Origin of the sequence: Pseudomonas sp. NFX15, assembly GCF_049132105.1 — a bacterium.
Lineage (GTDB): Bacteria > Pseudomonadota > Gammaproteobacteria > Pseudomonadales > Pseudomonadaceae > Aquipseudomonas.
This window is the reverse complement of record NZ_JAFMPV010000001.1, coordinates 1-22,553: the sequence shown is the minus strand read 5'-3', so window position 1 is coordinate 22,553 and position 22,553 is coordinate 1. Positions and strand designations below refer to the sequence as shown.

The 22,553-nt window shown below is 54.8% G+C and carries 16 protein-coding genes and 2 pseudogenes; 9 read left to right on the top strand and 9 right to left on the bottom strand.

Annotation, left to right across the window (positions count from 1 at the left end):
* Position 1 precedes the first annotated feature (1 nt).
* A complete protein-coding gene (locus J1D76_RS00090; protein ID WP_421136437.1) occupies positions 2-496 on the bottom strand; it encodes a hypothetical protein in 495 nt (164 codons plus the stop codon).
* Here J1D76_RS00090 and J1D76_RS00085 point away from each other — a divergent pair.
* Positions 474-1,355, top strand: coding sequence for a tyrosine-type recombinase/integrase (locus J1D76_RS00085; RefSeq protein WP_421136436.1), 882 nt, complete (start codon positions 474-476; stop codon positions 1,353-1,355). The genes J1D76_RS00090 and J1D76_RS00085 overlap by 23 nt on opposite strands.
* On the opposite strand, the gene J1D76_RS00080 is transcribed toward J1D76_RS00085, so the two are convergent.
* The 3 genes and pseudogenes from J1D76_RS00080 to J1D76_RS00070 all read right to left on the bottom strand — a co-directional run.
* The gene (locus J1D76_RS00080) at positions 1,280-2,677 is read right to left on the bottom strand and encodes a VPA1269 family protein (RefSeq protein WP_421136435.1); all 1,398 of its coding nucleotides are present in this window, start codon (positions 2,675-2,677) and stop codon (positions 1,280-1,282) included. The genes J1D76_RS00085 and J1D76_RS00080 overlap by 76 nt on opposite strands.
* On the bottom strand, positions 2,620-3,642 hold the full coding sequence (locus J1D76_RS00075; RefSeq protein WP_421136434.1) for a hypothetical protein: 1,023 nt from the start codon (positions 3,640-3,642) through the stop codon (positions 2,620-2,622). The genes J1D76_RS00080 and J1D76_RS00075 overlap by 58 nt, the downstream gene beginning before the upstream one ends.
* 27 nt (positions 3,643-3,669) lie before the next feature.
* Positions 3,670-4,029, bottom strand: a pseudogene (locus tag J1D76_RS00070) (DNA/RNA non-specific endonuclease); the annotation flags it as partial.
* A 971-nt stretch (positions 4,030-5,000) separates the two neighbouring features.
* Between J1D76_RS00070 and J1D76_RS00065 the strand changes: the two are divergent.
* Positions 5,001-6,056 (top strand): alpha/beta fold hydrolase, encoded by a 1,056-nt coding sequence (locus tag J1D76_RS00065; protein WP_421136433.1) that lies wholly within the window; start codon positions 5,001-5,003, stop codon positions 6,054-6,056.
* A gap of 155 nt (positions 6,057-6,211) precedes the next feature.
* On the opposite strand, the gene J1D76_RS00060 is transcribed toward J1D76_RS00065, so the two are convergent.
* Both J1D76_RS00060 and J1D76_RS00055 read right to left on the bottom strand, forming a co-directional pair.
* Entirely contained in the window at positions 6,212-7,702 is a 1,491-nt protein-coding gene (locus J1D76_RS00060; protein ID WP_421136432.1) for a M81 family metallopeptidase, read from the bottom strand.
* A 27-nt stretch (positions 7,703-7,729) separates the two neighbouring features.
* Positions 7,730-9,037, bottom strand: a complete 1,308-nt coding sequence (locus J1D76_RS00055) for an MFS transporter (protein ID WP_421136431.1) — start codon at positions 9,035-9,037, stop codon at positions 7,730-7,732.
* 125 nt (positions 9,038-9,162) lie between these two features.
* On the opposite strand from J1D76_RS00055, the gene J1D76_RS00050 reads away from it, so the two are divergent.
* Positions 9,163-10,074 carry a LysR family transcriptional regulator gene (locus tag J1D76_RS00050; protein ID WP_421136430.1) on the top strand — a complete coding sequence of 304 codons (912 nt, stop codon included), beginning with the start codon at positions 9,163-9,165 and terminating at the stop codon, positions 10,072-10,074.
* Positions 10,075-10,291: 217 nt separating this feature from the next.
* On the opposite strand, the gene J1D76_RS00045 is transcribed toward J1D76_RS00050, so the two are convergent.
* Positions 10,292-11,188: a LysR substrate-binding domain-containing protein gene (locus J1D76_RS00045; RefSeq protein WP_421136429.1), complete on the bottom strand. Its 897-nt coding sequence runs from the start codon at positions 11,186-11,188 to the stop codon at positions 10,292-10,294.
* Positions 11,189-11,868: 680 nt separating this feature from the next.
* Here J1D76_RS00045 and J1D76_RS00040 point away from each other — a divergent pair.
* The 5 genes from J1D76_RS00040 to lpdA all read left to right on the top strand — a co-directional run bounded on the left by J1D76_RS00040 (position 11,869) and on the right by lpdA (position 20,132).
* Positions 11,869-12,342 (top strand): Lrp/AsnC family transcriptional regulator, encoded by a 474-nt coding sequence (locus J1D76_RS00040; protein WP_421136786.1) that lies wholly within the window; start codon positions 11,869-11,871, stop codon positions 12,340-12,342.
* A 146-nt stretch (positions 12,343-12,488) separates the two neighbouring features.
* Positions 12,489-13,529 (top strand): D-cysteine desulfhydrase family protein, encoded by a 1,041-nt coding sequence (locus tag J1D76_RS00035; RefSeq protein ID WP_421136428.1) that lies wholly within the window; start codon positions 12,489-12,491, stop codon positions 13,527-13,529.
* Positions 13,530-14,234: 705 nt separating this feature from the next.
* Entirely contained in the window at positions 14,235-16,925 is a 2,691-nt protein-coding gene (mdeB, locus tag J1D76_RS00030) for an alpha-ketoglutarate dehydrogenase (protein ID WP_421136427.1), read from the top strand.
* An 85-nt stretch (positions 16,926-17,010) separates the two neighbouring features.
* Positions 17,011-18,324: a dihydrolipoyllysine-residue acetyltransferase gene (gene aceF / locus J1D76_RS00025; protein ID WP_421136426.1), complete on the top strand. Its 1,314-nt coding sequence runs from the start codon at positions 17,011-17,013 to the stop codon at positions 18,322-18,324.
* Positions 18,325-18,335: 11 nt separating this feature from the next.
* Positions 18,336-20,132, top strand: coding sequence for a dihydrolipoyl dehydrogenase (gene lpdA / locus J1D76_RS00020; RefSeq protein ID WP_421136425.1), 1,797 nt, complete (start codon positions 18,336-18,338; stop codon positions 20,130-20,132).
* Positions 20,133-20,478: 346 nt separating this feature from the next.
* Here the strand turns inward: lpdA and J1D76_RS00015 are convergent, their stop codons facing one another.
* Positions 20,479-21,486, bottom strand: a complete 1,008-nt coding sequence (locus J1D76_RS00015) for a zinc-dependent alcohol dehydrogenase family protein (RefSeq protein WP_421136424.1) — start codon at positions 21,484-21,486, stop codon at positions 20,479-20,481.
* Positions 21,487-21,671: 185 nt separating this feature from the next.
* Here J1D76_RS00015 and J1D76_RS00010 point away from each other — a divergent pair, with 185 nt between their 5' ends.
* Positions 21,672-22,088 carry a winged helix-turn-helix transcriptional regulator gene (locus J1D76_RS00010; RefSeq protein ID WP_421136423.1) on the top strand — a complete coding sequence of 139 codons (417 nt, stop codon included), beginning with the start codon at positions 21,672-21,674 and terminating at the stop codon, positions 22,086-22,088.
* Positions 22,089-22,209: 121 nt separating this feature from the next.
* Here the strand turns inward: J1D76_RS00010 and J1D76_RS00005 are convergent.
* Positions 22,210-22,553 (bottom strand): annotated as a pseudogene (locus J1D76_RS00005) (aldehyde dehydrogenase (NADP(+))); the annotation flags it as partial.

Here is a 22,553-nt window from a genome sequence, read left to right as displayed (position 1 = left end):
TTTACTCCAACAAATTTGCCGATTGCGCAAAGCCCAAGGTCTTGGGCTTCATGAAGTCCAATTGGGTAGCGAATGCCTTGTCCAGCCCCACGGCGCGCAAAGTCGTTCGCCCATCTACCAAGGCATGCACTGTGTTGGCCTCCAGCCGAGCATAGAGGAATTGCCCCATGGCATTGGCCGCGTGCAAGGCGTCTTCATCATCCAGCAAGGAAAACCGGGGCTCATGGCCAGAATTTCGCAGCATTCGGTCAAACAGGCGAGCGCGCTCCAGGTTGGGTTGCCGCCAATCTATGTTCAGCCCGTCGTAAAGGGTGGCATTAACGCAGATTCGATTCAGTTGCTCGAACTCATGGCCTTCCGACAAGACCCCTTCAAGCTGACCAGTGCCACCCGCCGCGACCAGGGCCAAACCATCACCCTTATCTTGGGCTGCAATGCGGATGCACTGCTCGGTAACCCGGCCCGACTTGCCCGTGACCGACGTGCGTATCCGCAATCTGTGGCTCAAGCTGATGGACGAGATGGAACGCCGGCTGGCCGATGTCGGGGAAACTTTGAGCAACGGCGACCCCATACGCTTGGTGCTGACCCGGGATAAGAAAACGGGCCAACCCTCCACAGCCACCTTTGACCTCCATAGCCTTCGGGTCTCCCTTATTACGGCCATGTACGAGGAGGGCGTGCCGCCCGAGTACCTGATGAAGATTGTGGGACATGCGACGGTGCTCATGACCCTCTACTACACCAAGCTCCACGTGGAAACTTTGACGCTTCGCATGGACGAGGCGCTCCTGGAGCGGCAACGCAAATCCCAAGCTGAAATGGCGGGCTTCATCAAGTCTGCTAGCCGTCAGGAACTGGAGCAGGCGGTGGTCTACCGGCATCCCTCCGCGCTCGATGCGGCAAGCAGCGGCACAGGGGTAGGCCTATTGGTGATGGACCATGGCATTTGCCCTGTCGCGGCCAAGCGCTGCCACGAAGGTTTGGTGGTCCAAGACCTCACCAGCAATGTCACCCGCTTTCAGGCGGTGCCTGGGGGTGCGTCTAATTGTGCACGGTGCCGGTTTTTCATGACAGGCCCGGCCTTCCTATTTGGACTGGAGGCCCACGTCAATGACTTGTCGTATCGGCTGAAGAAGGCATCGCTCACCTTCGAGAAAGCCCAGGAACGGTTTGATTCCTTATCGGATGCTCACGCTGACGCCTTGAGTGGTGGCGCCCCCTTCCATAAACAACGCGAGCTGGAGATTGCAGAGACCGCCTTTGAGTCCTCTACGGCTCAGGTGGACGAAATCGCCTTAAGCCTACAAGCCGCGTATGCGCTTTGGTTCGCAGGGTCCCGGAACAGGAAGTAATTCGCGCCCATCTTCTCCAGGTCCTCCACGTGCTTGACCTTTTTGAGCTCGAGGATGTCGGTCCAAGGGGTGGGTCCCTTTACGGGATTGTATTTTTCCTGCCAGTCCCGAAACTCAGACAAAAGGGTCAGCGCATCATGCTTCTCCCAGGGCATCACGTAGCCCTTGACCTCCTTGTCGGCATCACCGGTCTTGTTCGTGTTGAAGTAAAAGACGGAGCCATCGGTTCCATCTTTTCGCTTGTATTTTCTGAATACCCCGCGCTCTACGGGCTCGCCACCGGCTTTGGGATGGTGAAGCCCTAGGTTCGTGTCCCAAAGGCCATCCTTGCCGTAGCGATAGGTATCGCCCTCTCCACTGTCCAGCATGCGCACCTGATAAGTCCGTGCCGGCAGCAGAAGCTTGATAAGAAGCGTGTATGCGCGAACCGGGCTCCAGACGGTCTCGTATTGCCCCGTTACCGGGTTAAGCCACCGGAAAGTATCCTTGATTCGTCCAGCCTCCTTCGCCCAGGCAAAGTCGTTTTCGGTCAAGATATGCTTGGCAAGACTAATGAGCCGCGTAGGCATGGCTTCCCGATGAGTCTCCCCTTGATTCACGTTCTTATAGGTGCCTTTGGGCAAGGGGCTCGCAAAGCCCGGCCTCAGGATAGGGTCCTCATTATCATTGGGCTGGGCACAGACCTTAAACAGCACCTCATTGTGAAATTCATGAAGGACCGCCATGGTTTGCCGGCCCTTCTTGCCAGGCACCACATAAAGCTCAGTGGGCCTACGGCGGATGTCAAAGTAAGCGGCGGGGTTTCGAGGCAAATCCGGATGTTCGTGGTGATGCTTCAAGAAGTTGTTGACCGACGACTTGCGCTTCTTGAAGTTGGTCGGGTTCGCTTCTAGGTGCTCAATGGCCAGCCGGACCCAATCGGCCATTTCAGGCTCTTTGGCAAGCAGCCAGTTGAAGTTGTCGTCCCGAGCCAGATGGCCCATCTTGTTCTTGAAGAAGCCAAAATCGTCGGGAGTCCAGTTGATGGCCACATCAGGATATTGCTCACGCAGCATGCCCAGGACAGGCTGTATCGCTACGGAGTGCAGCTTACCCAATCGACTGCGCTCAACCGTAAGCTGAAAGGTTTCGGGGGTAATGTCGCCAATATCTTCGACTCCACACCGGCTAAGCAGGTTGTCCAACAGGAACCGAAACTTTGTAATGTCCCCAAAATTGGCGCCTTTGCTTTCAAGGTCGCGGCTTAAATATGAATGAACTGTTGTCAGATACGCCGGGGGTGCGCTGCCGAATCCAGCATTTGATATTTGGATGGTAGGCATGTTGAACGGCTCAGCAAGCACCCTTTCCACCCGGAATGGCGGCGGCCTGTTTCCTGCGTGAGGGGCTTTCTGCCGCCACAAAAACGCTGAAGAAAATCGGCTCGATTGGTCTTGCGCTTACTGCCGGTTATCGGGTCGATATAATCCACTAGCCCATCCGTGGGCTCATGGACCAGCACAAGCGCAATCGAGGGGTCATCCGGATCGATGTATACGTCATCAACCCATAGGTGCAGAGGCTCCGAAGGCCGACAACCTCCATACGTACAGAGAAGCGTAATCAGTATGTCGCGTAGGTTGTACTTCACCCAGGGGCGCGTTTCCGCTTTCCGACCTGGGTTGATAAACCCTTGCCATATCAAGTCATCGAGACGCTCCGCCGGGAAGGCCTTGGCTTCTGCCAAAAAGCCATTGCGGTCTCGGGGCAATCGCACTTGTCGCCCCCGGAGAGAAGATTCCTCCGCCCGAGTACGACGCTTCGTATGCGCGAGGAGCGAGGCCGCCTTCTGCTTGTTCCACTTGCGCCAGAAAATAAGCTGGTCCGCCGGGGAGGCTTGGTGATGAATCGGATTCAGCATCGTGGCCCCATGGCGCTGATTCAGCCAATCACTGAACTCCAACAAGGCTCGGGTAAGGCGCTTGGCATTTTGCTGTGAAGTCGCTGTCCAGTTAAGCCCGTAGGCACCGACGCCCGTTTGGTAGGTGCCGAACCGCAGGTCATGGAGAAACGCCGTGTACAACAGGCTGCGCTTGGGGGCGTCCGTGAACTCATGGGCGCGCACGGACAGCCATTCAATGAACCGCCCCGTCGCTTGGGCGTAGGTGCGTTCCATGGACAGGGAAACTAGCTTCTCCCGGAAGAACTCAAGCAGATGCTCAAGCGGAGAAACGCCCACGATAAGAAGCACCGTGGGCGCGAAAGCACGAATCTTGTCTTGAACCAGGACCGTTTCCGTATAAATCATCAGGGAGACAACATCCTCTTTGACCTGCTATGAAATTGAGCCGGTAACGCGTTGGCCCTCAAGTAGCCGCATGCCAGTCATCTTAACGAAGGTGGCGTAATCCATGGGGCGAGTCAGGGGGGATTCTGCGTTAGGCAACACGAAAGCCCAGGCGCGCCCCGTCGCTTCGTCATAAACAAGCTTGAAGAGGCGTGTGGGCTTCCAGACGTTGTTCTTCCCAACGGTCTCGTGACCTTCGTCAAAAATGGGACCGGAGAACACGAACACATTGCCCGAAGCGCGGAGCGCGTACTTGCGAGTGTCCTGCTCAGCCTTATTCCACGTTTTTCTGTTGGACGAAGGGTCCTGCGGCACCATATTGGAGAGCGCGAATGATTGTAGTAGTGACATCAATGGACAAATGGACACGTTAAACCCAGGTAAATCAGGGGTTACAGCCCATCAGTACCGTGTCCATTAATTTCGCTTCTAACTGGACATCCCCTCGCCGTTCCACGACAAGACGATGTCTACCGCGACCAAATACGCGCCTGCCAGAAGGCAGCAGCCTACTGGGGTCAACTGACCGATCCCACACACAAGCCTGCTTACTGTCCGAAGCGTCCTACCAGCTCATTTCGAAATAACTACGACCGGCCGGTATGGGTCGCCAACCTGTTGGCGCTGACGCCGAATTGACCCCGTGCCAACGCAAGACTGCCCCACCTTTAAATCGACACAACTCTTTACAGGCAGTGTTTTTCAAGGAAGCAGACTGGGTCAGTGACATCTCGGCCACTGGGTCAATTCGGCGCCGGCGTCAACAACCTGATCGATGCTGGCTCTCAAGACTGTTTGAAGTTGCCGCCATTGTTGCTTTGCCTCTACAAGCTCCCAGAGCTCATCAGCCGCCCGATGCGCATCGGTAATAGCTTCAACATTACCTTTGTCGGTGCGGCGAAATAGCTCGTAGGCAATTTTGTAGGTGAGGCTGCACGCTTTCTCACTGCAGGGACACGCAATGAGGAAGACGCTCGACGGTTCTTCAACAGCCTCAACCTACTCGCGATTAAGATTCGATCGAGAGCTTGCACTGTCTTGCTACCGCAGGTAGCGGGAACTCTCCACGGCAGTCGTGACTGACTGTTTTTTGCCAAAAAGCTGTCTCTACTCGTTGACCCGTCTCATAAAGAAGCTCAACGTCTTCCCGCTGTGATCCCTTTGATCCATTATGTATTCCAGTGTGTCTAAAAGCCCCGAACATTGGCTGAACCCGTTCTTCCCTTCGACAGGCCAGATACGTTGTCGCGTTCTAAAGCATGCAACATTTGAAGGGATCGCTAAAGCCTTGGCCAATGTCTTGCAACGGAGACATCACCATGAAGATGGCACTGCAGCACAACAAAGCCCGCCACTTGGCCGGTTCGTCGATCCTCGCGGTTACGCTGTTTGGCTTACTTGGCGCAGCCCATGCGCAAACGACCACAACCGCGCAGCCAGCCACGAGCAGGCCTGGCCCCACTTATGCGGCACCCTCCGCGTTCGGCCCTCTGAAGCATGTCAACGCCGGGCTGCTGGATGTGGCGTACGCTGAAACCGGGCCGACCAACGGGCCGGTGGTGATTCTTCTGCACGGCTGGCCGTACGACATTCATAGCTATGATGAAGTCGCGCCATTGCTTGCCGCCAAAGGCTATCGGGTGCTGATGCCTTATGCGCGCGGCTATGGCGATACCCATTTTCTTTCCGAGAAGACCGTTCGCAATGGCCAACCTGCTGCGCTAGCCAGTGATGTCATCGACTTCATGGATGCGTTGAACATCAAACAAGCGGTGCTCGGTGGCTATGACTGGGGCGCACGTTCGGCCGACATCGTTTCAGCACTGTGGCCTGAGAGGGTCAAGGCATTGGTCTCAGTCAGCGGCTACCTGATCGGGAACCAAGCGGCCGGTAAAAATCCGCTGCCACCCAATGCTGAACTGCAATGGTGGTATCAGTTTTACTTCGCCACTGACCGTGGCCGCGCCGGGTACGAGAAAAACACCCATGACTTCGCCAAGTTGATCTGGCAATCGGCCTCACCGAAATGGGCGTTCGATGACGCCACATTCGACCGCAGCGCCAAGGCTCTGGACAACCCTGACCATGTCGACATTACCGTGTTCAACTATCGCTGGCGCCTGGGCTTGGTGCAAGGAGAGAGCCGATACGAAGCGCTGGAGCAGAAGTTGGCCACGGCACCTTCCATTAGCGTGCCAACTATCACCCTTGAAGGTGATGCCAACGGCGCACCGCACCCTGCCTCTGAGGATTACGCCAAGCGTTTCACTGGCAAATACCAGTACCGGCTTATCAGTGGCGGCGTCGGCCATAACCTGCCACAGGAAGCTCCGCAAGCGTTCGCCCAGGCTGTGATTGATGCAGATCAGCTTTGAGTGCCGGAACACCATTGGCGAGTCAGCAGGCTGCTTCGCCAATGGTTTTATAACGGCTATTCAGTCGAATGGAGCCCGCTCCTATCCAAGGTGCACGTGATTACTCGGGTGGATAGCGCCATTCCAGCGACCAGCTCTCCGCCAGCTCGCCCTATTCAGCTACGGAATGAAGGGCCGTTGGGTTTTAATCTGATACCCTCACGAAGCCTTTTCCACGGGATGTCTGCCGGATCTGCGGTCATGGGTCCAGGCGCTTTGGCAACAAGTATGTGCTCGGCAATCGGCTCGAAATCAGCCCGAAAATGAACGGAGCTTTTGTTAACCAACACACTCATTTGCTCAGGCTCTATACCTGCCATCCGATACAAATTTCTGTCCAACATCTGGCATTTACTAGAACTTACTGCAATCTTTACATCCCCAATTTTTAAGCATGCAACAGCCCCCACATCAACCTCCATGCCATTCATCATGGGACCTGCGAAACGACAACGCCCATTGGATAGGTGCATAACTTCAAAGCGACCATGCAAGGGGCTATCGCCCGGCACACCTGACTGCCCTCCTAGAGATATCTCGATGAAGCTGCCCAATCCTGCTGCAATGGCTGACTGAACTGCAGCTGGATCGTAAAGCAATCCCATTGCGGCGTTATGAGCACCGTGCCTTAAAAGTGCTTTCAGCATTCCAGTAGTGTTCGAGTCCCCGCCCGCCCCGGGGTTATCTTGGGTATCTGCAATGATGATTGGACGCAGAGCGGACTCTGCTAATGCCATAGCTCGGAGCACTGCTTCGTCCGGGGGTAGAAGAGGCACCTCCCACTGTTCTTCCTCGCTAACTACCTTTTTATAAAGGACTGATACTGCTTGCTTCAAAACTTGCCTATCCAGTCCATAGCCCCAGATGACTGGCCCACATTCCTCGAAATCAGCTGCTGGAAAGCCTGGAGTAAACGACAACGAAACGCCTTCGGACTCAAGATGTTCTAAATGATCGTAGAGTCTTCGTGCCGGATCCAAAAGCGTACACATCCCATTTACAGGAATGAGGAAAGGGAGCCGTAGACTTTCGCAATGCAGCCTTCCCGACCGCAGTCGCAAATCAAGCAATTTCGCAGCTCGCGCTCCAGTATCAGCCATATCCACGTGGGGATAAGTCCGAAATGCAACCATCGCATCCGCATGCTTCAGCATCAACTCTGTGACATTGGCATGCAAATCTAAAGAAGCGACTATCGGAATATCTTGGCCTACAACAGCACGTAGCCGATCCAAGAGCGTACCCTCACCGTCGTCCGTATGCTCGGCAACCATCGCGCCATGTAGGTCTAGATATATGCCGTCTATCTTTTCGCATGCCGCTGCATTTATAATTTCATCGGTAATGCGATCGTATGTTTCTTGAGTCACATGAGCAGATGGGCTGGCCCCAGCCCAAATTACCGGAACAACTTCATAACCCAGCCGGTCGGCCTCAATTAGAAATCCTCCCGCCGGGATATTAATATCCCGTAGTTTCAATATGTCAATGCCTCTTACCATTTGAGGAAAACCTTCACCTCTGACGAAGTTTTCGTATTCAGCCTTGGAGGGCGCAAATGTGTTTGTCTCATGCTGAAAACCAGCGATTAAAATTCGGTATTTCATGAAAGTAAAGACGCCTCGTAGATATTATTAGATAGGTTGCGTGGTGTTTTCTCTTTGCTGAGCAGGTTCAGGTCTATTGGCAGCAAGTGTAAAAGCACCAACCAAAAGAGTTGCAGCTATGAACAGAAGACCTGAATCAGAATTGCCGGTGGCTGCTTTAGCGCAACCAATCAACGTAGGACTGATAAATCCGCCCGTCAGTCCTATCGTGTTAATAATCGCAATCCCACCAGCGGCAGCGTCACCTTTCAAATATTGCGAAGGGATTGCCCAGAACACTGAATATGCGGCCCACATCATGGTCGTTGAAAGAGTTAACAAAGCTAGCGATAAAGCAAAGTCCCCCTTGTAGATCACTGACCCAATTAAACAAATCGCCCCTAATAATGCTGGAACGGCTGTGTGCCAACGCCGCTCATAGAAACGATCGGACGTACGCCCAAAGATCAGCATCCCCGCCATCGCACCAATGTATGGGATTGCTGAGTACCAGCCGATCTGCATGGTGCCTTGAACTCCAGCATCTTGAAGAATGGAAGGCAGCCAAAAGCTCACTGAATATATGCCGCAGATCAAACAAAAATATCCAGCAGCCATTAGATAAACACGTGGGTCCTTTAATACGTGTTTAAACGAATGGTGCTTTCCTCGTCCAACACCAATATGCAAGTCCAGTACATGTTTTTCCCTCGCACTCAGCCAAGGCGCCGTTGCGGGCTTATCATTTATAATTTTTAGCGCTATAAAACCCAACAGTATTGCAGGTATTGCCTCAAGAAAAAACATCCACTGCCAACCCGTTAAGCCATTAACTCCTGCGAAAGTTGTCATTAGCCACGCAGACAAAGGTGCCCCGAACATTCCACCCAGTGGGGCCGCAAGCATAACTACTGCCATCACTTGACCCAATCGTTCGCTCCCGTACCAATAGGTAAGGTAAAAAACCATTCCCGGAGCGAAACCGGCCTCAAAGACTCCGAGGAAGAACCGCAGTACGTAAAATGATCTCTCGTTTTCGACGAACACCATGCATGCAGATGTAATGCCCCATAAGATCATTACCCGGCTGAGCGTCTTCCGCGCTCCGATCTTGGGTAGTAGTAAATTACTCGGCGTTTCGAACAAGGCGTAGCCTACGAAAAAAATTCCTGCACCAAGTCCATAAGCAGCATCAGATAAATTCAGATCTCTTTGCATCTGAAGCTTGGCAAAACCCACATTTACTCGATCCAAGTACGCCACGAAGTAACACAAAATCAAAAAAGGTAATAACCGCCAGTTTATCTTCCGATAAATGACTGAAAGCTCGCTCGATGGATCGATGCTCCTACGCATACTGCCCTCCGCTATACATTTTTATTTTCCGATGGATACTCTTGCGGAAACACCAAGCGAGCAAGAGCAACTTTTCCATGGTATCGTTGCCCTGAGAGCAACGATGGTTACATGGGTAGGTTTTTGTGAGAGATCTAAATCAACGCCGCATGAGATATTTTTATGAGGTGCTTACCAGCGGATCCATTCGCGGGGCAGCCGAGAATTTGAACACCGCACCTTCGGTCATCACCCGACAAATTCAACTGCTGGAAGAAGAAGTAGAAGCTGTATTGTTCGAAAGGCAAGCACGTGGCGTAGTTCCTACCGAAGCAGCCCACCTTCTTTTGGAGTTCTGGCGTGGGTGCCAAGCCCAACAAGAGCACCTTGAAGACCGCTTGCGAGGACTAAAAGGGTTAAGGGAGGGCGAAATCCGTATAGTTACCAGCGAGGGATTTATCGACTTGCTGATCCACAATGTTCTGAGGGAATTCACTGGTACATATCCTGGCATTCGTATTAGCCTGGACGTGCTTCCCGTCAACAGCGTACTGGAAGAGGTTGCTCAGAGCGCCGCCAGTTTTGGCCTGGCGTACAATCCGCCCGCACATCCTGAAGTCACATACCGCGCATCATCGCTGCAACCTGTTCGCTTACTGATGCGATCCGACCATCCTCTTACGCGGCTAAGTGAGCCTTTGACTCTCCAGGAGATACTGCGTCATCCATTAGCTGTGATGCCGACTGAATACGGGTTAGGGAAAATTATTCAGCTCGTATTACATACAGAAAACCTATCCATTCGGCCGGCCATGGTAACGAACTCCCTCACAGCCCTCCGACGCTTCGTAATGGGCGGCGACGCGGTAACGATGATGAGCGAATTCTCTGCATTTAACGATATGGTCGGCGGAGACATGGTGACTCGGTCAATCGATCACCCACTATTCCAGAATGTGTATGCTCGACTTTTGGTTAAACTTAAAAAACCCCAATCTGCTGGTACTGAAGAACTATTAAAGTGGATCGAAAATCGAATATTTATATTTAATAAATAAGAATCGCTCATCGATTCGACCGTTTCTTCTTTGAACGGTTTGGAAGCTAGCTTTGCCGTCGCCCCTATAGCTACTAGCAAACCGCAGCAAGGTGGTTGTTTCGATGGATAGTATCAGTTCAAATTTTCAAAAAAGTTATGTTCGAAGCACCGATTCCTCCCAGCATTACGTCTAACAAGATTTGAGCACTTGAGACTAGGGCCGATTGTAAACGGCCTCAGTCAACCCCAGTCATGCCAAGTCGCTCCATTATAAACGTGACAAAATCGTTCAACTTTGGCAATGACTTCTTTGACCGAAGATATACCATCTGAACAGGCTTTGGTGCCGGCACATAAGAGCTCATAATCGCCACCAGCTCACCTTTTGACAGTGCCGCGGCCACCAGAAAATCCGGTTGCATCAATATCCCACCGCCGGCAATAGCGGCTTCAAGAAGAACCTGGCCGTCATTGCTTTTCAGTACCGCTCTCTCCGGCCATGGCACTTCTTTATTACCGTGCTTTAAGGGCCAGGCAAATCGATTATTCCAAGATGTATGAGTCAAAATTCTGTGTTTATAAAGTTCTTCCGGAGTTTGCGGTTCCTGCCACACTTCCAGATATTTTGGCGCCGCACATATCACCATCCGATACGGCGGCAACGGTTTTGAAACAAGATTGACTTCAATAAGCTCTGATATCCTAAAACCCAGATCAAAGGTGCTTTCGTACAGATCCACCACCTCGTTACTCAAGATCAACTCTATCTGCACATCCGGGTAAAGCAGCATGAACTCGGCGACTAGTGGGCCTACCAACGATCCCCCCAATGTCATCGGCGCCGTCACACGCAGCAGCCCGCTTGGTTTGCCAGTGGATGCTTCTACCCTTCTGTAGGCGTACTCAACCTGCTCAAGTGCTATTTTTGACTCTTCGTAAAAAAGTCGGCCCTCACCCGTAACAGAATGTCGGCGAGTGGTCCTTTGAATCAGCTTGGTATTTAACGCCGTTTCAAGGCTTTGAATGTGCCGCCCCACCATCACCGCTGACATGTCCAACTGTACAGCCGCATCGGCGAAACTGCCGGCCTCCACAACGGCTACAAATACTTCCATTTGCCTTAGCTTGCTCATTAAAAATGCCTTCTCGCCTTGTAAACCATGCTGAAAAACGCAAAAACCCTGCCCCTGACCCGACACAAGGAAATTCGCTTTGTATCTAGCTCACGATGCCATATGCAGAAAGATGATTCATACCAGTGTCATTTTGAGCGATTAGACACCAGATCACTGTCGAAATTATCACCGCGAGCGCGGAAGACGTAATTGAAACCCATTTCGGATGGGGCCGTCGCACTTCAGTACATGGAGATATAACCACCGAATTTGCCATAAGCCCGATTGACTCGCACCACTATGGCCAGAGCGCATCATCAAAGCCAGGCGCTTTTTGGTGGCAAGGTCATCCGGGAGCCGCGTCGGATGTTAGACCGAGATGCTGGTTTTACGCCAAAGCGGCCAGGCAATCGCTGGCGCACGGGGTATATCGGCCAACATGTCGATCAGCAAGCTGGCCCTTCGCGGGCTCTTATCGGCGACAAGTGACCTGTATTCCACGCCGCCTGTAACTCACCGTTATCTACTAGGCGATGCGAAATGGTTTTAGCCACGGGATTAGAATCACCAGAAGAGCTCATTGGCACCCCCAAGCTTTTTTATTAGTCTATGCCTAGAAAAGCAGTTTTTTTGACTGATTTTCACACTAAATTCCGCACACGGCGGCATAAAATTCCTCAGACCATTAAAGTAAAAGAATAATGAACTTCGACAGCACCGACTTGAAGATCCTCAGAGAACTGCAAAGGGATAGCAGCTTGTCTAATGTTGAGTTGGCCAAACGCGTTAATCTCTCGCCATCCCCCTGCCTTACCCGCGTCAAGGCGCTAGAAGCCTCGGGATGCATCCGCGAGTACGTGGCGCTACTGGAACCAGAGCATCTGGGACTACGCCTCAACGTTTTTATTTCCATCAGTTTGAAGCAGCAAGGACGTGAATCACTGCAGAATTTTGAGCGAAAGGTCTGCGAGTGTGACGAGGTAATGGAGTGCTATTTGATGACAGGTGATGCCGACTACTTGATTCGAGTGGTCATGCCCGACATGCAAGCACTCGAAAATTTCATCATCGAACGCCTGTCACCGATGCCGGAAGTGGAGAAAATTCGTTCTAGCCTTTGTTTAAAACAGGTGCGTTACAAAACAGCCCTGCCTTTGAGAAAAGACAACTGACGGACTCCGTATTCATCATGAAATTACACACATAACACTGATTACTAACCTCAGGTTCCACAAGTACTAACTTTTAGTGCGTTTATCGCCCGCGACGTTATCCATATATTAATTTTGAATAAATGTTAGCGACGAGATCTCATCACATGCATACCGAACTGGACAAGACGCTGAATGCCTTCGGTCGAGCCGAGCTGTTACAAGGCACCACCCAAATCCAACGCGCCGAACGTGTTGAGCAGCAATTGGGTTTGCCAGACCTAGGCGTTAATATCTATCTCAAACGCGATGATCACATGCTCATCGGAGGTGGTGGGAACAAGCTACGCAAGCTTGAATTTCACATTGGCGCAGCCCTGAAAAACGGCATCGACACCATCATTACTGTAGGTGGTATTCAATCCAACCACGCTCGATTGACCGCTGCGGTCTGTGCTCGACTCGGCTTAACCTGCGAATTGTTTCTGACCCGATCTGTGCCAAAGGCGGACATGGATTACGAACTCAACGGTAATGTGCTGCTGGATCAACTCTTTGGTGCCAAACCGAAAATACTGGACAAGGGCGCTGATTCCCTAGCGATGGCCGAGATTCGGGCAACGCAACTGCGCGCGACTGGGCACAAGGTAATGGTCATACCGACGGGAGGGTCTACACCGTTTGGAAGCCTTGGTTACACGAGTTGTGCAACAGAAATCGTGCATCAAGAGGCAGAACTTGGCGTGCAATTCTCCCAGGTCGTTGTCCCAAACGGCAGTGCCGGTACTCATGCCGGGCTCGCCGCCGGGTTTGAAGTGCTAGGACGTAGCGCTTCGACCGTCAAGTCTTGGTCTGTCTTGGCCGATCAGGAATCCTCCGCAGCCAGGACTCTGCAGTTGACGCAGGACACGCTGGCACTGTTGGGCAGTTCGATCAAGCTCCAAGCAGATGCAATCAATGTCGATGGCAGCCAATTGGGCAAAGGTTACGGACTGCCTACGCAAGCCATGCTTGAAGCGGTGCGGCTGATGGCCCGCTGTGAAGGATTGCTTCTCGATCCGGTGTACTCGGGCAAAGCCTTCGCCGGGCTGCTGGCCGATCTTCGACAAGGACGCTATAGCTCCGGCGATAACGTGCTCTTCATCATGACGGGCGGTGTACCCGGCCTTTACGCCTATAGGGAAACCTTCGCAGAGATTTCTCATTGAGCAGATGCCATTGACCTGCGAGTGAGAATTTAGCCCGGTGGCTTTGCGGGCAAGGCATCACCTCGAAATTCGGTGCCATTGGCTGCGCTCTATCATCATTCCGGCATCACCTTCAAGGAATGCACCAACGCTAGATGCATGTTCCAGCCATCTCTCATCCGTTACTTTTGATTGCCTCATAAAAAAGTAATTCGACGTAACGAAAAACATTATGAGGCCGGAGATCTTTCCTGTTCGGCACCATGATATTTGCTGGGGATTGACCCGGTGGCTTTGTCTTTCAATGCAGGTGATAACGGCCTGTTGAGTTTCAACTCCAAGCTGCGAGTGGTCGATGGCCAAGTCGGGTCACCAGCCACTCGAACTGAGGTCCGTCCCGGTACGCTGCAAGTGCAACAAGTATCGAGCAGAGCTAAGCACGACTGATGAGGCCTGTTTTTTTGTATTGCTCTCACTTTTTAGAGCAAAGAGTTGGTGATAAATGGACGCTGGATACGAGCTCAACCTTAGGTGCTGTCGAGCATTAATCTAGAGCTCTCCTTGAATACCAAATCTATTGGCCAATGATTAATTCGCAGTATTTTTATAATGTTGTTTTTTATTACCACGCACGACACACCCAAATTACCCAATAAATGCTGCTTAGTACGAAATCAAACTCTGTTAGTTAATCGCTAAGCTATTACTATAAGTGAGGAGGCATATATGGGTTCGACTAACGAATATTCTATAGCCGGTTCAATGGCGTCGATGGATATTGACCGAGATGAAACGCAGGAGTGGCTGGAGTCGCTGGAGGCTGTCGTGCGCGATGGCGGTTCCGAGCGCGGCCAGTTCCTGCTCAAACAGTTAGAGCAGCACGCAAGAGCACTTGGCATCACCTCGCATGTGCACCCTTACTCGGCTTATCGCAACACAATTGCGATTGAACGGCAGGGTCCCTACCCAGGGAACCTTGCTGTCGAGGAACGGATCTCGTCGATCATTCGCTGGAATGCATTGGCCATGGTGGTGCGCGCAAACCAGGCGTACGGGGATCTGGGCGGACATATCGCCAGTTATGCCTCTGCCGCCGAAATCTTCGAAGTCGGTTTTAACCATTTCTTCCGTGCCCGTGATGAACATCACGGCGGCGACCTGGTGTTTTACCAGCCGCATTCGGCACCGGGCGTCTACGCCCGTGCGTTCCTTGAGGGACGGCTGTCCGAAGAGCAACTGGCCAACTACCGCCAGGAAGTCGCGGGCAATGGGCTGAGTTCCTACCCGCACCCGTGGTTGATGCCGGACTTCTGGCAGTTCCCCACCGGCTCGATGGGCATTGGCCCGATCAGTGCAGTCTATCAAGCGCGTTACATGCGCTACCTCGAACATCGAAATCTGGCCGAAACCGCCGACCGTCATGTTTGGGGGGTATTCGGTGACGGTGAGATGGATGAGCCTGAATCGATTGCAGGCCTGACCCTCGCAGCACGGGAAAAGCTCGACAATCTGACCTTTATCGTCAATTGCAACTTGCAGCGTCTGGACGGGCCGGTACGTGGCAACGGCCAGGTCATTCAAGAGCTGGAGGCACTGTTTACCGGTGCCGGCTGGAATGTGATCAAGGTTATCTGGGGATCGGACTGGGACCCGCTGTTTTCACGTGACACCAACAACGCTCTATTGCAACGCTTCGCCCAGACCGTCGATGGCCAGTACCAGACCCTCGGCTCGAAGGACGGCGCCTACAACTTGCTGCACTTCTTCCAGCAGGATCCAGAGGTCAAGGAACTGGTCTCGCACATGTCCGATGCCGAGATCGATGCCCTGAAGCGCGGCGGCCACGATTTCCGCAAGCTGCATGCCGCGTTTGCCGCTGCCAAGGCGCACAAGGGGCGGCCGACCGTCATCCTGGCCAAAACCAAGAAAGGCTACGGCATGGGCGGTGCCGGCGAGTCGCGCATGACCTCGCACCAGGCCAAGAAGCTGGATATCGACGCACTCAAGGCGTTCCGCGATCGCTTTGCACTGCCGCTGTCGGACGACGATGTGGCGCAATTGCGCTTCTATCGCCCGGCCGAAGACAGCCAGGAAATGCGTTATCTGCGCGAACGCAGGACTGCGTTGGGTGGCTACATGCCGGCGCGGCAGAAGGGTAAGGAACACGTTGCCATACCCGCCCTGGCGGATTACGCGCGTTTCGCCTTCGAGGCCGACGGCAAAGAAATGTCCACCACCATGGCGGTGGTGCGGATGCTCGGCGGTTTGCTCAAGGATAAGGAACTGGGGCCTCGCGTCGTACCTATCGTCGCGGACGAAGCGCGCACATTCGGTATGGCCAACCTGTTCCGTCAGATCGGTATCTACTCGCCGCTGGGGCAGCTTTACGAACCGGAAGATGCCGGTTCCATGCTGTATTACCGCGAAGCCCGTGACGGCCAGCTGCTGGAAGAAGGCATCACGGAAGCAGGTGCATTGTCTTCGTGGGTGGCTGCTGCCACCTCTTACAGCGCCCACGGTAAACCGATGCTGCCGTTCTACATCTATTACTCGATGTTCGGTTTTCAGCGTGTCGGCGATCTGATTTGGGCCTCGGCAGACCAGCGTGCCCGTGGCTTCTTGCTGGGCGCCACCGCCGGGCGTACGACCTTGGGTGGTGAAGGGCTGCAGCACCAGGATGGCAGCAGCCATGTGGTGGCGGCCACCGTTCCCAACTGCCGTGCCTATGACCCTGCTTTCGCGGGCGAACTCGCGGTGATCGTCGACCATGGCATGCGCCAGATGATGGAGCGCGATGTCGATGAGTTCTACTACATCACGGTTATGAACGAGAACTACGCCCAGCCCTCGTTGCCGTCCGGCGTTGAAGACCAAATCATTCGCGGCATGTATCGCTATGCCGTGACGGATGCACCGCCGTCGCGTGGCTCGGTGAGGTTGCTGGGTTCCGGCACCATCCTGCGCGAAGTGATCGCGGCGTCCGAGTTGCTGGCGGCTGACTGGCAGGTATCGAGCGAGGTGTGGAGCATCACCAGTTTCAGTGAACTCGCTCGCGAAGCGCGGGAAGTGGAGCGACGCAATCGTCTGAACCCTACCCAGCCTGAGCAAGTCAGCCATCTGTGCGCCTCCCTTGCCGGCGATGCACCGGTGATTGTCGCCTCCGACTACGTTCGCGCCTGGCCGCAACTCATCGCTAGCTACGTGGATGCCCGCTTCATTGCACTGGGTACCGACGGCTTTGGCCGCAGCGACACCCGCGCCGCCTTGCGCAGCTTCTTTGAAGTGGATCGTCACCAGGTGGTGCTGGCCGCACTGGACGGTTTGGTGCGTGACGGCAAGCTGCCGCGTCAAGTGTTGGCCGAAGCCATCGAGCGCTACGACCTGAAAGGTGATCGCCCGGCGCCGTGGACGTGCTGACCGGTTTTCTCTTCGCAGGCGCTCGATGAGCGCCCCCTCCGTTGCGTGAACCCGCAATGGATCTATTTCTGGGCGACGGTAAGTCATGAGTGAAATCAGAGAGATTCATGTCCCTGACATCGGGGACTTCAAAGACCTCCCGGTGATCGAAGTGTTGGTCAAGCCGGGCGATAAAGTGGCGTTTGATGACCCCTTGCTGACCTTGGAGTCGGATAAGGCATCGATGGATGTCCCGAGCCCTGGCGCAGGTGTTGTTGTGTCGGTGACCATCAAGGAAGGGGATCGAGTTTCCAGAGGCAGCTCCATCCTCACGTTGCAGATGGCCGTCGATCAAGCGCCTGCCGCTGTCAGCGCAGTGAATGGGACCTCGGTGGCTGATGCGGTAAAGAGTTCACCTGCGCCTGCACCCTTAGTATCGACGCCAGTTGTACCTGTGCCAGCTATTGCACCAGCGCCAACGGTGAATACACCCGACGCGAAACCACACGCCAGTCCTTCAATTCGCAGTTATGCCCGAAAATTGGGTGTGGACGTCACGAAAGTGGCGGCTACTGGTAAAGGTGGGCGCATTCTTCGTGAAGATGTCGAACGCTTCGTTAAGGACGCCCTGGTTCGTCTTAACAGATCCGCGCCTCACGCCGACCAGGTAGGCGGGCTTAATTTGCTGCCTTGGCCGGACGTTGATTTCAGCAAGTTCGGCAATGTCGAGAAGGTCGCACTGTCGCGTATCAAGAAAATTTCCGGCGCCAACCTCTCTCGCAACTGGGTGATGATTCCCCACGTCACCAACAACGAAGAAGCCGACATCACCGGGCTTGAAGCGTTTCGCGTGCAGCTCAACACAGAAGGCGGCAAGGACGCGACCAAGTACACGATGCTGGCGTTCTTGATCAAGGCCGCGGTCGCGACCCTGAAGGCCTTCCCGCAGTTCAACAGTTCGTTGGGCAACGAAGACGGCGAGCCGATCTTGATCCTTAAGCAGTACTACCACATCGGTTTTGCGGCTGACACACCGAATGGATTAGTGGTTCCCGTCATTCGCGATGCCGATCAAAAAGGCATCGGCCAGATCGCCACGGAATGTGGTGAGTTGGCGCGCAAGGCCCGGGACGGCAAGTTGGGCCCCGCCGACATGACCGGTGGCACCTTCACCGTTTCAAGCCTGGGCGGCATAGGCGGGACCGGTTTTACCCCGATCATCAATGCGCCGGAGGTGGCGATCCTCGGCGTTACCCGTGCGCAAACCCGGCCGGTGTGGGATGGCAAAGGATTTGCTCCACGACTGATTCTGCCCCTGGCCCTGTCATGGGATCACCGCGTCGTGGATGGTGCGGCGGCCGCCCGTTTCCTCCAGCATCTGGCGGCTCTGTTGGCTGATTTCCGTCGGATCACTCTTTGAGGGGGCAGCCCATGAGTCAGGTTATTGAAGTGAAGATGCCAGGCATCGGCGATGCTGCTGCCATGCCGGTGATTGAAATACTGGTCAAGGTGGGTGATGTGGTGGCGGTCGATGACGCCATCTGCACGCTGGAATCGGACAAGGCGACGATGGATGTGCCTTCTTCAGCGGCGGGCGTGGTCAAGGAAGTGCGGGTCAAGGTCGGCGAGAAAGTCGGTGAAGGCGCGGTACTGTTGACGCTGGAGTCCAATGACACGGCGCCCCGGCCTTTGTCATCTGCCCCTGTTCCAACACCTGGGTCAGCAGTGTCTTCAACCGGTGCTCGCAGCGCTGACCTTGAGTGCGACGTTCTGGTGTTGGGAGGTGGCCCTGGCGGTTACTCCGCCGCCTTTCGCTCGGCCGATCTGGGCCAGAAAACCATCGTGGTAGAGCGCTATGCGTCCCTTGGCGGCGTGTGCCTGAACGTTGGCTGCATCCCCTCCAAAGCGTTGTTGCATATCGCCTCGGTGATGGAGCAAGTCCCGCATCTGGCGGCACTGGGGGTCGACTTCGGTGCCGGCCATGTGGACATCGACAAGCTGCGCGGGCACAAGAAATCGGTGGTCAACAAACTGACGACCGGTCTCGCCGGGATGGCCAAGAGTCGCAAAGTAGAGGTCGTGCGTGGCGTCGGTCGCTTCCTTGATGCGCACCATATCGAAGTCGCACACTGCTCGGGTTCAGGCCGACAACCGACAGGCGAAAAACAGGTCATTCGCTTCAAGCAATGCGTGATCGCCGCCGGCAGCCAGGCGGTCAAGCTGCCGTTCATGCCGAAGGACCCGCGCATCGTCGACTCCACCGGGGCCCTGGAACTAAAGGCTGTACCCAAACGCATGCTGGTGGTGGGCGGCGGAATCATTGGGCTGGAAATGGCCACGGTCTATTCGGCCCTCGGCGCGCGCATCGATGTGGTCGAGATGCAGGACGGCTTGATGCAAGGGCCCGATCGCGACCTGGTAAAGGTCTGGGAAAAGCACAACAGCCACCGGTTCGACCAGGTGATGTTGAACACTCGCACGGTGAAAGCCGAGGCCAGCGAGCAAGGTATCTGGATGACATTCGAGGGTGAAAAGGCACCCACCGAGCCGCAATGCTATGACCTGGTATTGGTCGCTGTCGGCCGCAAACCCAATGGCGACCAAATCGATGCCGACAATGCGGGTATCGAGGTGAGTGAGCGCGGATTCATCTCCGTGGACAAGCAGATGCGCACCAACGTGCCGCACATTTTCGCGATCGGCGACATCGTTGGCCAGCCCATGCTCGCGCACAAGGCCGTCCACGAAGGGCACGTCGCCGCTGAAGTGGCGGCAGGCGAGGCGTTTGATAATCCTGAACTGGCACGCAGTCGTTTTGATGCCTTGCAGATTCCGGGGGTTGCCTACACCAATCCGGAAGTGGCCTGGGCGGGTCTGACTCAGCAAGAAGCAAAAGACAAAGGCATCAAAGTCGAATCGGCAGTGTTTCCGTGGGCCGCTTCAGGTCGTGCGATTGCCAACGGGCGCGATGAGGGCTTCACCAAGCTGTTGTTCGATGCGGACACCCACCGGGTGGTCGGCGGCGGCATCGTTGGCACCGGTGCCGGCGATCTGATCAGTGAGGTTTGCCTGGCCATCGAAATGGGCGCCGATGCCGTGGATATCGGCAAGACCATCCACCCCCATCCAACACTGGGTGAGACCGTGGGGATGGCGGCGGAAGTCGCCCAAGGCAGTTGCACCGACTTGCCTACGACTACACGAAGACATCAGGTAAGGATCCTTTGACCTGCCTCCTGCTGCCAGAGTGGGAGACAGATCATCGAACCTCTTCCATTGAATGTTTTATCAGCCGCTCGGTGGGACCGCGCGGCTTTCATTTTCCCGCTTAGGCACAGGTGTCCAATGCACATTCTGAGCAACATCTCTCGCCTTCGATCAACGAGCCTCATAAGTCATTCTTCAGCGCACTCTCGCGGTGGACGAAGGTCGCGCCTGCTCAGAGGCTTGCAGAAGCCTGGCTCTGGGCAGGACTGTGACCTGGAGTGGAACTATGGCTCCCACCATGGTTGACTGATGGATGGCTTCAGCACTGATTGAGTTCGCTTTAAAAAAGCGGGTTACGCCTTTCCCTTCAGACCGACAAACAAACCTTGCCGAAATGCTTGCCTGCTGCTTGGTGACGGAACGCGTCAGCAATTTCCTCAAGTGCAAACGTAGAGTCGATTACAGGCTTGATGCCGTTTGCTTCGATGGCGCGGATCATGTCGATCTGGTTCCTGCGGCTGCCTACAATCAGCCCTTGCAGCCGCTGCTGACGACGCATCAATTCACCCGTCGGCACCTGCCCAGCAATCCCGGTCAATACGCCGATCAGTGCGATGTGGCCACCGATGCGGCAAGCACGGATCGACTGGCCAAGTGTGTCCGGACCGCCCACTTCGATAATGTTATCGACACCGCGACCGTTCGTGATCTCGAGTACCTTAGAAGCCCAGTCAGTATCGCGTTTGTAGTTGATCAGGTGATCGGCACCGAGCGCGAGGGCCTTTTCCAGTTTCTCGTCAGACGACGACGTCGCGATCACCGTTGCCCCCATCTGCTTCGCGAACTGCAGCGCGAAGATCGAGACACCACCCGTGCCTTGAACGAGCACGGTGTCACCTGCCTTCAGCGCGTAGTCGACAACTAACCCACGCCACGCAGTCAGCCCAGCAGTTGTCAACGTCGCTGCTTCTGCATGGCTGAAGCCTCGCGGAGCATGCGTGAACCATTGCGCGGGACGAACGACGGATTCGCGAGCGTATCCATCGATGCCGTCACCCGGTGTCGTCGAAAAATCGGCGAGTGTCGGGCCACCGTCGAGCCAATATGGAAAGAACGTCGATACGACTGCGTCGCCAACCGCGAATTCGGTCACGCCGTCGCCGATCGCCTCGACGATACCCGCGCCATCCGACATCGGAATGCGACCGTCGTCGGTGCGCAAGCGTCCAATGACGACACCCAGGTCATGGGCGTTGAGCGAACTCGCGTGGATGCGCACGCGAATTTCGCCTGCCGCTGGCACACCAGGATCGGCAAGATCCGCGAGTACGAGGTTTGCCAGTCCGGCGGGCTGGCGCAAGGTAATGGCTTTCATCGAAACAACTCCTGCTAGTCAATTGATGGACGCACGATGCGTGATGTGGCTTCGGCGTCGAGAAGACGATCGCGCGCGTGGTCGCGGAAGGTCAGCGAGCACGGCGTGATTTTCCGGATATGCATCGATTATCACAAGAAGGTACAATTATCACCGGTACTATCAATAATGTAGGTATAAGTGCAATGCGACCGAAACGTCTGGACAGCAAGAGCGGGTGCGCTGTCGAAGTTACGCTCTCCGTTATCGGAGGCTTGTGGAAGGCGGTAATCCTCTTTCATCTGCTGCGTGAGAAAAAGCGGTTCATGGAACTCTCACGACTCGTCCCGAATGCAACGCAGCGCATGTTGACGCTGCAGCTGCGTGAACTGGAGGCGGATGGAATCATTGCGCGCCATGTCTATCCTCAAGTCCCACCGAAGGTAGAGTACGAACTTACGCCGTTCGGCACCTCGCTCGCGCCGCTGCTGATTAATCTCAGAGAATGGGGCGAGACATACCAGGCGCGCCAAGTAAAAGACATCCCACCGGCCGAGGAGGCAGTGTCGAAAATAACCGCGACACGCCGGCGTCGTACAAACGTCAGCGAGCCAACCGTTTGAGAAAGCCCCCGATAAAGCTTCGATGCAGATTCAGGACAGCGGCCTCTTTCCCACCTTCATTGCAAGCGATACGACGCGCGCACTTGAGTCACGCGCGTCGCGAAGTGATTGCTCGCTTGCCTCAAACGCTCGATAACTCGCCATCAGTCAGACGCCAAATGCCCGCCGGATTGTCATGCTTCAACGCTTCGGGTAGCAGGTCGTCCGGAAAGCCCTGGTAGCAAACAGGCCGCAGGAATCGCTCGATTGCCGTCATGCCAACTGACGTGAAGCGGCTATCAGACGTCGCAGGAAACGGTCCGCCATGAATCGACGCATACGACACTTCTTGCGGATGCGCGAACGCATTGACGACGATGCGGCCCGTGCGACGCTCCAGAATGGGCAACAGTCGCGCAGCAAGTGCGTGATCGGGTTGATCGATCTGCATCGTCGCGGAAAGCTGCCCACGAAACTGCTTGGCGA